The sequence below is a fragment of the Roseomonas nitratireducens genome (genome assembly GCF_017813355.1).
GTDB classification, from domain to species: Bacteria; Pseudomonadota; Alphaproteobacteria; order Acetobacterales; family Acetobacteraceae; genus Neoroseomonas; species Neoroseomonas nitratireducens.
Map to the genome: position 1 here is coordinate 98411 of NZ_JAGIYZ010000001.1, position 12572 is coordinate 110982.

Here is a 12572-nt window from a genome sequence, read left to right on the forward strand (position 1 = left end):
CCATGCTGAAGACCCCCGGCCACTACGACTACATGCCCTGGCGGCGCCGGCCGCGCATCGCCTGGCCCGGCGGCGCGCGCATCGCCGTCTGGGTCGCGCCCAACATCGAGCACTACGAGCTCGACCCGCCGCCCAACCCGCGCCGCATGCCCTGGCCGCGACCGGTGCCGGACATCCTCGGCTATTCCTGGCGGGACTACGGCAACCGTGCCGGCTTCTGGCGCATGGCGGATGTCATGGCGCGACACGGCGTGCGCGGCTCCGTCTCCCTCAACGTCGCGGTCTGCGACCACTATCCCGAGATCATCGAGCGCTGCTGCGAGCTGGGCTGGGAGCTGTTCAGCCACGGCACCTACAACACGCGCTACTTCTACGGCATGAGCGAGGAGCAGCAGCGCGAGGTCATCCGCGAGAACCGGGAGACCATCCTGCGCGCCTCCGGCCAATCCATGGATGGCTGGCTGACGCCCGCGATTTCCAACGACGAGACGACGCAGGACATCCTGGCCGAGGAAGGCATCCTCTACACGCTCGACCTGCTGCATGACGACCAGCCGACGCCGATCCGCACGCGGTCCGGCAAGCGGCTCGTCTCCATCCCCTATTCGCTCGAGGTGAACGACGTGCCGCTGCTCGTGATGCGCAATACGCCGCCCGAGCGCTACGCCGCCATCTGCAAGGCGCAGTTCGACCAGCTGTATGAGGAAGGGGCGGAAAGCGGCACGGTGCTCTGCCTGCCGCTGCACCCCTTCCTGATCGGCCAGCCGCACCGCGTCGCGGCGCTGGACGAGGTGCTCCGCCACATCGCCTCGCACGACAAGGTCTGGCTCGCCACGGGGCGGGAGATCGCGCGGCACTACATCGACCATCACCTCGCCGCGCATGAAGCCTGGATCGCGGAGGGCACGCCATGACCGGCCTCCCGCCCGACTACTTCGTCTACCCGCACCGCCGGCGCGGGATGGACCATGAACGGTATCCCTACCGCATCCTGCCGCGCACCCAGCCCTTCGCCTGGCCGGGCGGGGCGCGCGTCGCGCTCTGGATCGCCGTGCATGCCGGGCATTTCCCGATGGACATGCCGCTGAAGCCGGTCGTCGCGCCGGGCGGCATGGAGCGACCCTACCCGTCCTTCTGGGACTTCACGCAGCGGGACTACGGCAACCGCATCGGCATCTACCGCATGATGCAGGTGATGGCGGCGCGCGGCCTGAAGGGCACCGCGCTGCTCAGCGCGGCGCTCGCGCGCGAGTATCCGGTGCTGATGGACGACATCGCCGCGGCGGGGTGGGAGCCGGCCTGCGCGGGCCTCGACATGGGCCATATCCATCACGGCCAGGTGCCGGAAGCCGAGGAAGCCGCCTGGGTGGAGGAAGCGACGTCGCTGCTGCGCGCCCGCTTCGGCGACGCGCTGCGCGGCTGGCATTCGCCAGCGCATTCCGAATCCCACCGCACGCCCGACCTGGTCGCCAAGGCCGGCTATGCCTGGACCAGCGGCTGGGTGAACGACGACCTGCCCTACGCCTTCGCGACGCAGGCCGGGCCGATGATGGCCATGCCGCTGCCGCAGGACCTGTCCGACCAACGCATGCTGCACCAGCAGAACATGGCGACCGAGGACTACGTCGCCGCGACCCTCGCCGCGCATGCGGCGCTGGATGCGGAAGCGGCGGCGACGGGGTCAGGTCGCATCCTGACGCTCGCGGTCACGCCCTGGCTGATGGGCCAGGCGCACCGCATCCGCGCCTTCGCGGCGATGCTCGATGCGATCCTCGCCCGTGGCGGGGTCTGGCCCGCCACGGCATCCGAGATCCTGGCGGCCTATTCCGGCAGCCGGTAGCGGACGTAGACGCCGGTGCGGCCCTCGTTCCAGTCGGCCGAGCGGTCGTAGCGGAAGGTCGCACCGAGCGCGAGTTCCGGTGTCATCGCGTATTCCACGTCGGCGCGCACGCTGCCGATCAGCCCGGCCTCGCTCTGCGACGGGTAGAAGGCCTGGATGCGCGGATCCTGCCCGACGCGCGCGGAGAGCGCGCCCTGCAGCGCCGGGTCGTTCGGGAAGACCGGCGAACGGTCCTCCGACCACACCGCGTAGCCGACCGAGCCGCCGAGCCGCCAGGACCAGTCCCCCGACCGCGCGCGCCAATCGACCGGCACGTTCACCGCCGTGTAGTTCTGCGGGCTGAAATAGCCGCCATGGCCCAGCGAGAAGAAGCGCAGGTTCTCGTCGTAGGCGAAGTAGACCAGGTCGAGCCCGACCGTGACCTGCTCGTCCGGCCGGCGCAGCACGGCGTAGTTCATGCCGGCGCCGGCCTCGACGCGCGCGTTGTCGCGCACGTTCTCGCCCTGGAAGATCGAGTAGCCGCCGCCCGCGTAGAAGGTCGCCGGCCCCTGCGAATACTCCACCTGCGCGCGGCCGCCGGTGCGCACCACGCCGCCCCAGGTCTGGCCGGTCAGCCCGTCCCGCGCGCCGGACCAGGACAGCAGGCTGTCCGTCACCGCGCGGCGCTCGCCGGTCACCCGCATGCGCCAGCCGCCGCCGAGCCCGGGCGCGACCTCGACGCCGCCGACCACGTTCTGCGTCCGGAAGCCGAGCGGCGTGCTGCCGACATCGGCGCGGAACCAGTCCCGCTGGTAGGAGGCGCCGAGCGCCACGCCGCTCGCCGAATCATCCAGCGGCCGCCGCATGTTGCCCGGGAAGGCCACCGCATTCGCGCCGAAGGATTGCAGCGACGTCAGGTCGCCCGGCAGCGTGCCGGTGCTGATCGAGACCGGCGTGACGGTCGCGGCGAGGCGCCCGCCCACGCCGCGCGGCGATAGCGAGGCCTCGAGCGGGATCGACACTTCCTCGAGCCGGTCGAGGCCATTGGTGCCCGACCGGCCGCGCATCGTCGGCGCCACGGTGAAGCGTGTGGAGGCGGCGTCGCGCGCGCGCTCCACCTCCCGCGCGATCTCCGCCGAGAGCGGGTCGCGCGATGTCGGCGCGCCCACCGTCACCCCGGCGCTGCGGAACGGATTGGCGGTCGCCAGGCCGCCCGGCACGAAGGCCATCGGCACCACCTCGCCCACCTGGGCGCGGCGCTGTTCCTGCGCCAGCTGCGCCGCGCGCAGCGCGCCGCGCTCGTCGCCGCGCGCGCGCGCAAGCCGCGCCTGCATCAGCGATACGCGCGCCTCGTTCGGCGCCAGCGCGCGCGCCTCGTCCACCAGCGCCTCGGCGCGGCGGTAGTCGCGCGCCGCGATCGCGGCATCGACCGCGCCGGCACGCGCCTCGAGGTTGCGCGGATCGCGCGCGAGCACGCTCTCGGCGATCTGCTGCGCTTCCTCCGGCCGCCGCGCGCCGGCATAGAGCCGCGCGAGCGCCATGTTCGCCGCCGGGTCCTGCGGATTGCGCGCGAGCGCGGGGCGCAGCCGCTCGAAGCCGGTCGCCTGGTCGCCGGCCTCGTTCGCGCGGTCGGCACCGCGCACGGCGATGCCGGCGAGCAGCGCCTCCGCCTGGCGGCGGCTGTCGGCGGGCAGGGAGGGGTCGCCCTCGACGCCGCGCACCAGCGTCATCGCCATCTGTTCCTGGCCGGCTTCCAGCAGCGCGCCCGCGATGGCGAGCCGCGCCGGGCCCGATGGCGCGCGGTTGACGGCGAGCGCCACGCGGGCCGCTTCCTCCGCGCCGCGCGCATCGCCGATGCGGCCGAAGGCGCGGATCACCGCGGCCGGCGTCGCGCCGGACGGGTCCTGCCGCGCGGCGAGCGCGAGCAGCCGCTGGCGGCTCTCGAACCCGCCGATGGAGGCGCCGGCGACGGCTTCCTCGACCTCGGCCGCCACGCGGGTGCGCGCGGCGAGCCGCGCCATGTCGGGGGACCGTCGGGCCGGCGGCACGCGGCCGATCAAGGCGGCGGCATCGCCGACGCGGCCCTGCTCCTCGGCGAACAGGGCGGCGGCGAAGACCGCTTCCGATCCGGCGCGGGCTTCGGTCAGCGGCGCCTCGATGATGGCGCGCCCCTCGGCGCCCTGGCCTTGCCGTGCCAGCGCGCGGGCAAGGTCGAGCCGCACCCAGGGATCGTTCGGCGCTTCCGCCAGCGCGGCGCGCAGCAGCGCGGCCGCGGTCGCCGGATCCGGTGCGCGCGATGCCTCGGCGCGCAGGCGCCCGGCATTGCCCGCCGTCACGCCGCCGGTGCCGCCCGTCGCGGGGGCGGCGACGCGGATGCGGCGCGCGATCTCGTCCGCCTCGGCGGTGCGGCTCTGCCGGCGCAGCGACTGCTCCAGGCCCTGCAGCGCCGGCTGGAAGTTCGGGCGGCGGGCGAGCGCCGCGCGGAAGCGCATCTCGGCCGTGCTGAGGTCGCCGCGAGAAAGCGCGATGTCGCCGAGCAGCGCCTCGGCATCCGTGCGGTCGGCGGCGGCTTCCCGCGCGGCGGCGCGACGGGCTACCTGCTCGGCCGCATCGGTCTGGCCGCGGCGGAACAGGGCCTGCGCCTCGGCCAGGTCGACGGAGTAGGAGGCGCCCTCGAAGGCCTGCCGCCAATTGCTGGCGCGCGTCGGGTCGGCGGCCATGGCGCGTTCGAGAAGGCTGCGCGCTTCTGTCACGCGGCCCTGGCGCAGCCGCACCACGCCGAGCCCGCCCAGCGCGTCGGCGTCCTGCGGATTGTTCGCGAGCGCGGTCTCGAAGGCGCGCGCGGCCTCGATCAGGCGGTTCGCCTCGAGGCTCTGGAAGCCGGCGACGCGCGGCACGCCGGCGGCGCGCTCGGCGCGCAGCGACGGGTCGCGGATCTCGGCGAGGCGCCGCTGCAGCGTGCCGTCGTCGGGCCGCACCGCCAGATACTCGGCGATCGGCCCTTCCGCCGCCTCGTTGACGCCGAGCCAGATCACCGCCTGCCGCCAGGCCGGCAGGGCCTGGGATGCCGCGGCGGGCTCGCGCGACAGCGCGGCGAGCTGCGCGATGCCCTGCGCGCGCGTGGATTCCCGGTAGGTGAGCACCTGCGCGGCGGCGACGCGCGCGCGCACATCCTGCGGCCGGCGCGCGGCGAAGCTCGCGAGCTGCCGTCGCGCCTCCTCCCACCCGCCCTCGGTGCCGGCGAGGGTCAGCCAGTATTCCACCGCGAAGGTGTCGGTCGGCGGGCCGCCGGCGAAGGCGTCCCGGTAGCGCGTCAGGGCTTCCGGCACGCGTCCGTCGCGCGACAGCCGGCGCGCTTCCTCAACAAGGCCGCGATCGACCGTGACGCCGCGCGTCGCTTCCTCGACGCCGGTCGCGTTCGGCGCGACGGCGCGCAGGCGCGCGATCAGCGCCTCGGCCTCGGTCCGGTTGCCGAGCGCGGCCTGCGCCTCGGCCGCGCCGGCCAGCGCCTCCGGGTTGCGGGGCGCGGTGGCGAGCACGCGCTCATAGGCGCGCAGCGCCAGGTCCGGGCGGTTCTGTTCCTGCCAGTGGCGCGCCTGCTGGAGCAGGATGCCGAGCGCGCCGCTGGTCGGCTGCGCCGCGGCGGGGCCGGCGAGGGCGAGCGCCGCCACGGCGCCGAGGAGGCTGGCCTTCAGCGGGCGCATCAGCCGCGCCCCCGCAGCCGCCGCACGGCCCTTCGCCGCAGCGATGCCATGACCGGCAGGCCGATCAGCACGCTGGCGCCGACCAGCAGGAAGAGCACCGACCAGGGCTGCGAGCCCAGGTAGTGGTTCGGCCAGAGCCAGAAGGGCAGGTTGCCGACCGAGTAGGTCGGCGCGGTGCGGAAGGATTCCGCGCCATCCGCGCTGAGCACCATCAGGTCGCCCTGCACGCGCGGGATGGTCGCGGGGTCGCGCAGCGCCTCGGCCACGGCCTCGATCCCGGCGGGCGTCGGTGCGGCGATGGCGAGGACGGAGCGGCCTTCGCGCAGCGGCGACTGCGCCGCGGCGACGAAGCCCAGCCGTTCGGCCGGGGCGGCGAGTTGCGCCGCGGCGCGCACGCGTTCTTCCGGCGGCGGGCCGCCGCGCACCACGCGCTGGAATCCGGCCAGCGGGTCAGGCAGCGTCATCGCCAGCCGCCCGGCCTCGTCGATGCGCAGCGGCGCCTCGCGCAGCAGGGTGGTCAGCGCCGGCTGGCGGCCGAGCGTGCCGAGGACGATGAGGTCGCGGTCGGCGACCTGCTGCAGCTGGCCCGGCCGCACCACGGCAAGGCCCGTGGCCGGCACGCCGACCATGGCGGACAGGCCGCCCACCATGCCGAGGAAGGCGCTGACCTCGATCGGGCCGGCGCGGTCAGGCATCACGACCGCCGTCTCCGACAGGTCGGCCAGCCGCGTGTAGGGGAAGCCGGCGCTGGCGAAGAACGCGAGGTTCGGCAGCGTCGCGAAGCGATGCGCGCGGGTGATGTCGATCGTGCTCGACGGATCGACCGCCGCCTGCACCTGCGCTGGGATGGACACGCAGTCGCCGCGGTGCAGCGGGCGCATGTCGAACACCAGCTGCAGGTCGTTGCGGCCGGTGACGAGCCAGGGCGGCACGCTGGCCGTGCCGGTGCGCGGGCCCGGCTCGATGCCGACCTGGCGCAGCATCCAGGTCCAGGGCCAGCTCTCCTGTTCCCGCAGCGGGATGGAACGGAGGAAGGTGCCGCTGACCAGGACATCGAGGCGCGAGCGCTCGACATCCGTGATCGGGCCCGGCGGGGAGCGGAAGGCGAGGTCCACCGGGAAGCCGTGGCGGCGCCAGGTGGTCAGGTCCGGCGCGGTGCGCAGCGGCACCGTGATGGGCCCGGGCGCATAGCCCGAGACCTGCAGGTCGGCGCGGTCCACCAGCTCCCCGAGCTGGACCGGGCGGTCCGTCGGCAGCCAGCGCGGCGCGTCATAGGGCCGGCGCTGCGGCGCCTGCGGCTGCGCGACCGTCGCGAGCGTGCCCGACAGCAGTTGCGGCGCGAGGGCGAGCGCCTGCGCGGCGACGCCCGCTTCCTGCATCGTGCGCCCGGCGACCAGCAGCAGCATGCCGCGCGGGTCGCGCGGGTTCTCCATCAGCGCGACGGTCGGCCCGGAGAGCGGCGGCAGCGTCATCCCCTCCGGCGTGTCCTGCGGCGTCGCGAAGACGACCGCGTTGCCGGTGCCGGGAATGGAGACCGAGGCCGGGAAGCGCGCGCCGCGGTATTCCGCCTGCATCGCGAACCAGGAGGCGACGACGGCCGCGCCGCGCAGCGTCTCGTTGCCGGGATTGTCCGGCATCACGAAGGGCAGCACGAGCGGGTCGCGCAGCTCGCGCGGGTCGAAGAAGGGTTCCGGCAGCCGCGCGAGGTCGGCCGGCAGCGGCAGCCTTTCGAGCGTCAGCTGGACGGTCGATGTCTCGGCGACGTTCATCCACAGCAGGTCGGACAGCGGGTCGACGCATTCCGCCCGGTAGCGCCCGCTGAAGGCGAAGTTCAGCCGGTTCATCTCGGTGAAGAAGGCCGGGTTCACCGGCATCTCGATCGGGCCGAAGGAAGGCCGCGCCGGATCGGGCCGCACGGCGCCGATGAACTGGTCGTTCAGCGTGACGACGAGCTGGCTCACCTCCGGCACCAGGGCAGGGGAGGCCGCGCCGGAGATCACCACGCGCGCATCCGTCACGACCTCGTCGCTGCGGATGCCGAACTGGATGCCCTGCAGCGGCGACGCGCCGCGCAGCTGCATCGTCGACTGCAGGCCGAGCTGGCGGAGCGAGCGGACGACGCGGCGCTGCGTGAGCGTCGGCGCCGCGGAGGGCGGCGGCGGCGGTGGGGCGGCGAGCACGGCTTCCGGCGCGGGCGGCGGCACCACGGCGGGCGGGGCCTCCGGGGCCGGCTGCGTCGCGGCCGGCTGCGGCGGCGGGGGCGCGTTGCGCCGCTGCGCGAGCGCGGGGCTGGAGGCGACCAGGATCAGCGCGATGACGGCCGCGTTGCGGAAGGTGTCGCGCGGCGCCATCACCTCGGTCCGGCGCTGCGTGGCGACGGGGGCGACGGGGTTGCGCGCCTCCTCCTTGCGCCGGCGGCGCGCGCGCCACCAGGCGAGCGAGAGCTGCGAGCGGCCGGTGAAGACCGAGCCCATCGTCGCCAGCACCTCGAGCAGCGAGCGCAGGGGCCGGTCGGGCCGGTGGCGGTCCCAGGACAGCCAGGCGTCGGCGCGGCCGAAGACGGCGCGCACGATGGCGCCTTCCTCCTCGACCGTCTGCGGGCGGAACAGCAGCTGCACCTCGCCGCCGTCGGCGCGCAGGAAATAGCCGCTCAGCGTCAGCACCTCGCCGCCCATCGGGATGTCGAGCATCACCGGCGTCTCGGCTTCGAGAGCCGGCGCCTCGGCGACCACGATGCCCGCGCCGCCGAGCGAGAGGTCGCGCGTGCGCGCGTCGATCCGCCGCCCGTCGGGCAGGACGAGCTGCGCCGGCAGCGACACCTCGACGCGCGCCGTGGCGCGCACCTGCTTGCGCTCGCGGCCCGCGGCGACGGAGGCGAGCACCGGCACGATGCACAGCAGCGCCCAGATGCCGTTCAGCAGGTAGGCCTGGCTCTCGAGGCTGCCCCATTCGGTGGAGGCGAGGCCGCGGACGCCGGCGACGACGCCGAGTGCGAGGAGGATGGCGAGGATCAGGCTCGGATAGACCGCCCGCCAGTCGAAATAGCCTTCGGGGAGAAGGCCGCCCTTCTGCGTCACGTTGAACTTCCCCTTCTTGGGGTCGAGGATGGTCGCGATGGTCACCGGGACGAGCCAGAGCGCGAGCACCGTCTCGTAGATCTCGCTCCAGAACGAGTGCCGCACGCTGCCGGCGACGCGGCTGCCGGTCGCGACCGCGTGGAAGATGTGCGGCCCGGCATAGGCGATGATCGCGAGCGGCGATGCCGCGATCGGGCTGAAGCCGAGCAGCAGGAAGGCGAGCGGCGCGGTCAGGAACACCACGCGCGGCAGCGCGAACAGGAAGTGGAACATCGCGCTGAAGTAGCAGAGCCGCTGCGCGATGCTGAGGCCGGGCCCGAAGATCGGGTTGTCCACGCGCATGATCTGCAGCATGCCGCGCGCCCAGCGCATCCGCTGGCCGATGTGGATCATCAGGCGCTCGGTCGCGAGGCCGGCTGCCAGCGGCACGCGCAGATAGGCGGTGTTCCAGCCGAGCCGCTGCATGCGCAGCGAGGCGTGGCAATCCTCGGTCACCGTCTCGGTCGGCACGCCGCCGGCGTCGACGATCGCCTCACGCCGCAGCACGGCGCAGGAGCCGCAGAAGAAGGTCGCGTTCCACAGGTCGTTGCCGGGCTGCACGAGGCCGTAGAACATCAGCCCCTCGTTCGGCACGTCGCGGCCGTTCGAGAGGTTCCGCTCGAAGGGATCGAGCGAGTAGAAATGGTGCGGCGTCTGGATCATGCCGAGCTTCGGGTCGCGCAGCATCCAGCCCATTGTCATCTGCAGGAAGGCGCGCGTCGGCACGTGGTCGCAGTCGAAGATGGCGATGTACTCGCCGTCGGTCTGCGCCATGGCGTGGTTCAGGTTGCCGGCCTTCGCCCCCTTGTTGTCGGGGCGCACGATGTAGCCCGCGCCGCATTCCTCGGCGAATTCGCGGAAGGCGGGCCGGCGGCCGTCGTCCAGGATCCAGACCTTCAGCTTGTCGATCGGCCAGTCCATCGCCAGCGCCGCGAGGACGGTCGGGCGCACCACATCCAGATCCTCGTTGTATGTCGGGATGTAGACGTCGACGGTCGGCCAGGTCTCATGGTCCTCGGGCATCGGCGCGGGGCGGCGCTCGAGCGGGCGGAGCGTCTGGAAGTATCCGAGCAGCAGCGCGATGACGGCATAGGTCTCGGCCGCCGCGAGGCCGAACATGAAGAAGCCCTGGGTGAAGCTGTCGGCGGTCAGCGTGTCGGACAGCCGCCAGTGCAGGTAGCGCAGGGAGACGAGGCAGGAGAGGATGGCGAGCACCGCCGTCACGCGCCTGCTCTTGAAGCGGTTCAGCACCAGGAACAGCACGAGGCCGCCGATGGCCAGCAGCGCCTGGTCCTCGGCATCGAGCGGCGTGACGACCACCGCCCAGGCGAGCACGAGGCCCACCAGCACGACGAGCGCGAGCCAGGCGCGGGAAAGGGCGCGGCTCATGGGCGGCTCCAGGGAAACAGGGATGACGTGACGGCCGGGGCGACCGGCGCGGGCGCGGCCACGGGCATCTCGCGCAGCACGGTCGCGGCGAGGTCCTCGATGTCGCGCGCCGCGGTCGAATAGGGCGCATGGGCGCCGACCGGGCGCTGGCAGGCGAGCGCCTCGGCGACCGCTTCCTCGCGCGAGATGGCGCCGGCGAGCCGCGCGCCGAGATGTGCGGCGACGCCCTCGGCCGCCGAGACGGACAGCCGGGAATGCCGGTCCACCTGGTTCAGCACCACGCGCAGCTTCGGGCCGACGAGCGTGCCGAGCGTGCCGCGGCCGAGGAAGCGGCCGGTCTCGATCTCCGGCAGCAGGGCGGTGCTGGCCGCGTCCGCGAGCAGCACGGCGAGCACGAGTGCCGCCTGCGGCGCCAGGATCTGCAGCGCGGCCGAGGCGCCGGGCGGCGTGTCGACCACGACGATCGCCGAGGGGTCGGCCAGCATGGCGCGGACCGGGCCGGCCAGCAGCTCAGGCTCCCGTTCGATCAGGCCCGAGGTCGCGAGCGCGCCGCGCATGTCGGTCTCGCCATAGGGCAGCAGGTCGGGCCCGGCCGGCGTGCGGCGGAGGCAGGCGCGCCAGTCCGGCCGCAGGTGCAGCCGCGCGAGGTAGCCCTCGGGGTCCGTGATCGGCAGGCCGAGATGCAGGCGCAGCGCGTTCTGCGGGTCGCAATCGATGGCGAAGACGGGCCGGCCCGTCCGGTGCAGCGCGTGCGCGAGTCCGGAGGCGAGCGACGTCTTTCCCACGCCCCCCTTGGGCGAGGCGAGACAGAGCAACGGCATGCGTTCAGCCTCCCGCGCCGCCGACGGCGGCGCGCAGCGCCAGGAAGGGGAGGGTTCCGGGCGCCGCCGGTTCCGCGGCGGGGCCGCCGAAGGGCTGGCCCTGCGGCGTGGCCGCGGCGGCGAGCGCCTGGGCGATGAGGGGGAAGGAAGGCGCGGGTGCGGGCGCCGGCTGCCATGGCGCGGGCGCAGCGGGCCGCGGCGCGGCGGCCGCCGGCCATGCCGGGGCCGGGCCGGGCGGCGGGGCCATGAAGGGCGATGCCGGCGGGGCGACCATGCCGGGCGGTGCCGGCGGAACGACCATGGCGGGCGCCGGCATCGTAGCCGGCGGCACGACGTTCGGTTGCACCGGCGGCGGGCGCCGTTCACCGCGATAGGGCGGATTGCCGAAGGACCTGTAGCGGACCCCGCGCATGCCGAGCCTGGATGCCAGCGCGGAGATGTCCGGTTCCTGGGCGTCCATCAGGCCTGTCCGAAAGCGTTGGCCTCGTGCGTCATGCTCGGCTCTCCATCTTTTTGTCGACGTCGGCCCGTCGTGTTGGCGGGCCGTCGGCGGATCACGCGATACGGGTCCCCGTCGCGGCGCAGGCCAAGCGGACCAGCATCACGAGCGCGGCCGAGTAGTAGTCGGCGGAGTCGGCCACCTGCGGCAGCCGGACGGGCGCGGCAGCGCCCGCGATCCGGCTGGCCGCGAAGGCGGCGATGGCGCGCATCCCCGGGCTGGCGGCGAACTCGGCGGTCACGCCGGTCTCGAGGTCCACCCAGGCTGGCGGCTGCGACCAGCGCTGGTCCGTCCAGAAGGCGTGCGGGCCGCGGAGCGCCGGATGCATGGTCTCGCCCGCCCAGGCGAGCATCAGCGGCACGCGCACCGCGTCGAAGGAGAAGCGCCTGGGCCAGCCATCCGCCATCACGAAGGGCGCGCCGGCCGCGCGCGGCACCAGCAGCCAGTCGGGGCTCAGCCCCCAGGCGCCGAACCGGCCGCGCCGGAGCAGGTCGGACCCGTCGCGCATCAGCGTCAGCCAGCCATCGCCCGGCATGGCGCGGTGCATCGCCGCATAGGCCGGCAGCGCGACGTAGGAGGGGTTGAGGACGAGGCCTTCCTGCCGCTCGAAGCCCACCGCGCCAGGCAGCAGCACAGCCTTGCCCTGCGGCCGGCGGAGCGTCAGGCGCAGCATGTCGCGGGCGATGGCCGTGGCGCGCATGCGGTGCGGCGTGTGGCGCCAGCGCTCATAGGCCATGAGCAGGCCCCAGGCGATGTAGAGGTCGCCATCCGTCGCGTTGTTCGGGTCGTCCACGGGCTCGGTCGCGCCGGGGCGGAACCGCCAGGCGTGCAGGCTGTCGCCGGACCGCTTCAGCACGGTCGTGGTCCAGGACAGGATACGGTCGAAGGCCGCCCGGTCGTTGAAGGCGGCCGCGAACATCAGCCCCCAGCCCTGGCCTTCGCTGTGCGAGATACCGCCATTGCCGGTATCGACGATGCGTCCCTCGGGCGTCAGGAAGCGCTGGGTGAAGGCGCGCCATTCCGCCGCGATCAGGTGCTCGCCCGACTCGGTCGGCGCGGCGCCGAGCATGGAAATGCCAAGCGCGCCGAGCGCGCGGCGGCCCGTTGCCGCGGCAAGGACGGTCTTCATGCGCGCCCTGCCGCGATGGGCGGGGCGGGCCGTCGCGGTCGATACACCTCGAACCTCCGGAACCAGATGGTCGAAGGCTCGCCCAAATCGGTTAC

Annotated in this window: 7 protein-coding genes; 2 read left to right on the forward strand and 5 right to left on the reverse strand. The window is 74.1% G+C overall.

Going from position 1 to position 12572, the window contains the following annotated elements; all coding sequences use genetic code 11:
• Positions 1-2: 2 nt before the first annotated feature.
• Positions 3-914 (forward strand): polysaccharide deacetylase family protein, encoded by a 912-nt coding sequence (locus tag J5Y09_RS00425; protein ID WP_209349740.1) that lies wholly within the window; start codon positions 3-5, stop codon positions 912-914.
• Positions 911-1840, forward strand: coding sequence for a polysaccharide deacetylase family protein (locus J5Y09_RS00430; RefSeq protein WP_209349741.1), 930 nt, complete (start codon positions 911-913; stop codon positions 1838-1840). Before J5Y09_RS00425 ends, J5Y09_RS00430 begins: the two co-directional genes overlap by 4 nt.
• Here the strand turns inward: J5Y09_RS00430 and J5Y09_RS00435 are convergent.
• From J5Y09_RS00435 to J5Y09_RS00455, 5 genes are all read right to left on the reverse strand, one after another.
• Positions 1822-5523, reverse strand: a complete 3702-nt coding sequence (locus tag J5Y09_RS00435; protein ID WP_209349742.1) for a cellulose biosynthesis protein BcsC — start codon at positions 5521-5523, stop codon at positions 1822-1824. The two genes, J5Y09_RS00430 and J5Y09_RS00435, sit on opposite strands and share 19 nt — an antisense overlap.
• A complete protein-coding gene (gene bcsA, locus J5Y09_RS00440) occupies positions 5523-10028 on the reverse strand; it encodes a UDP-forming cellulose synthase catalytic subunit (protein WP_209349743.1) in 4506 nt (1501 codons plus the stop codon). The genes J5Y09_RS00435 and bcsA overlap by 1 nt, the downstream gene beginning before the upstream one ends.
• Positions 10025-10849, reverse strand: coding sequence for a cellulose biosynthesis protein BcsQ (gene bcsQ, locus J5Y09_RS00445; protein ID WP_209349744.1), 825 nt, complete (start codon positions 10847-10849; stop codon positions 10025-10027). The genes bcsA and bcsQ overlap by 4 nt, the downstream gene beginning before the upstream one ends.
• Positions 10850-10853: 4 nt before the next feature.
• Positions 10854-11309, reverse strand: a complete 456-nt coding sequence (locus tag J5Y09_RS00450; protein ID WP_209349745.1) for a hypothetical protein — start codon at positions 11307-11309, stop codon at positions 10854-10856.
• A 94-nt stretch (positions 11310-11403) separates the two neighbouring features.
• Complete coding sequence (locus J5Y09_RS00455) at positions 11404-12477, reverse strand: family 8 glycosyl hydrolase (RefSeq protein ID WP_209349746.1); 1074 nt, start codon at positions 12475-12477, stop codon at positions 11404-11406.
• Between the last annotated feature and the right edge of the window lie 95 nt (positions 12478-12572).

Bases quoted from the DNA above. Each gene is read 5' to 3' on its own strand.
- J5Y09_RS00425 (WP_209349740.1), top strand. From the start codon at position 3: ATGCTGAAGACCCCCGGCCACTACGACTACATGCCCTGGCGGCGCCGG.
- J5Y09_RS00430 (WP_209349741.1), top strand. From the start codon at position 911: ATGACCGGCCTCCCGCCCGACTACTTCGTCTACCCGCACCGCCGGCGC.
- J5Y09_RS00435 (WP_209349742.1), bottom strand. From the start codon at position 5,523: ATGCGCCCGCTGAAGGCCAGCCTCCTCGGCGCCGTGGCGGCGCTCGCC.
- bcsA (WP_209349743.1), bottom strand. From the start codon at position 10,028: ATGAGCCGCGCCCTTTCCCGCGCCTGGCTCGCGCTCGTCGTGCTGGTG.
- bcsQ (WP_209349744.1), bottom strand. From the start codon at position 10,849: ATGCCGTTGCTCTGTCTCGCCTCGCCCAAGGGGGGCGTGGGAAAGACG.
- J5Y09_RS00450 (WP_209349745.1), bottom strand. From the start codon at position 11,309: ATGGACGCCCAGGAACCGGACATCTCCGCGCTGGCATCCAGGCTCGGC.
- J5Y09_RS00455 (WP_209349746.1), bottom strand. From the start codon at position 12,477: ATGAAGACCGTCCTTGCCGCGGCAACGGGCCGCCGCGCGCTCGGCGCG.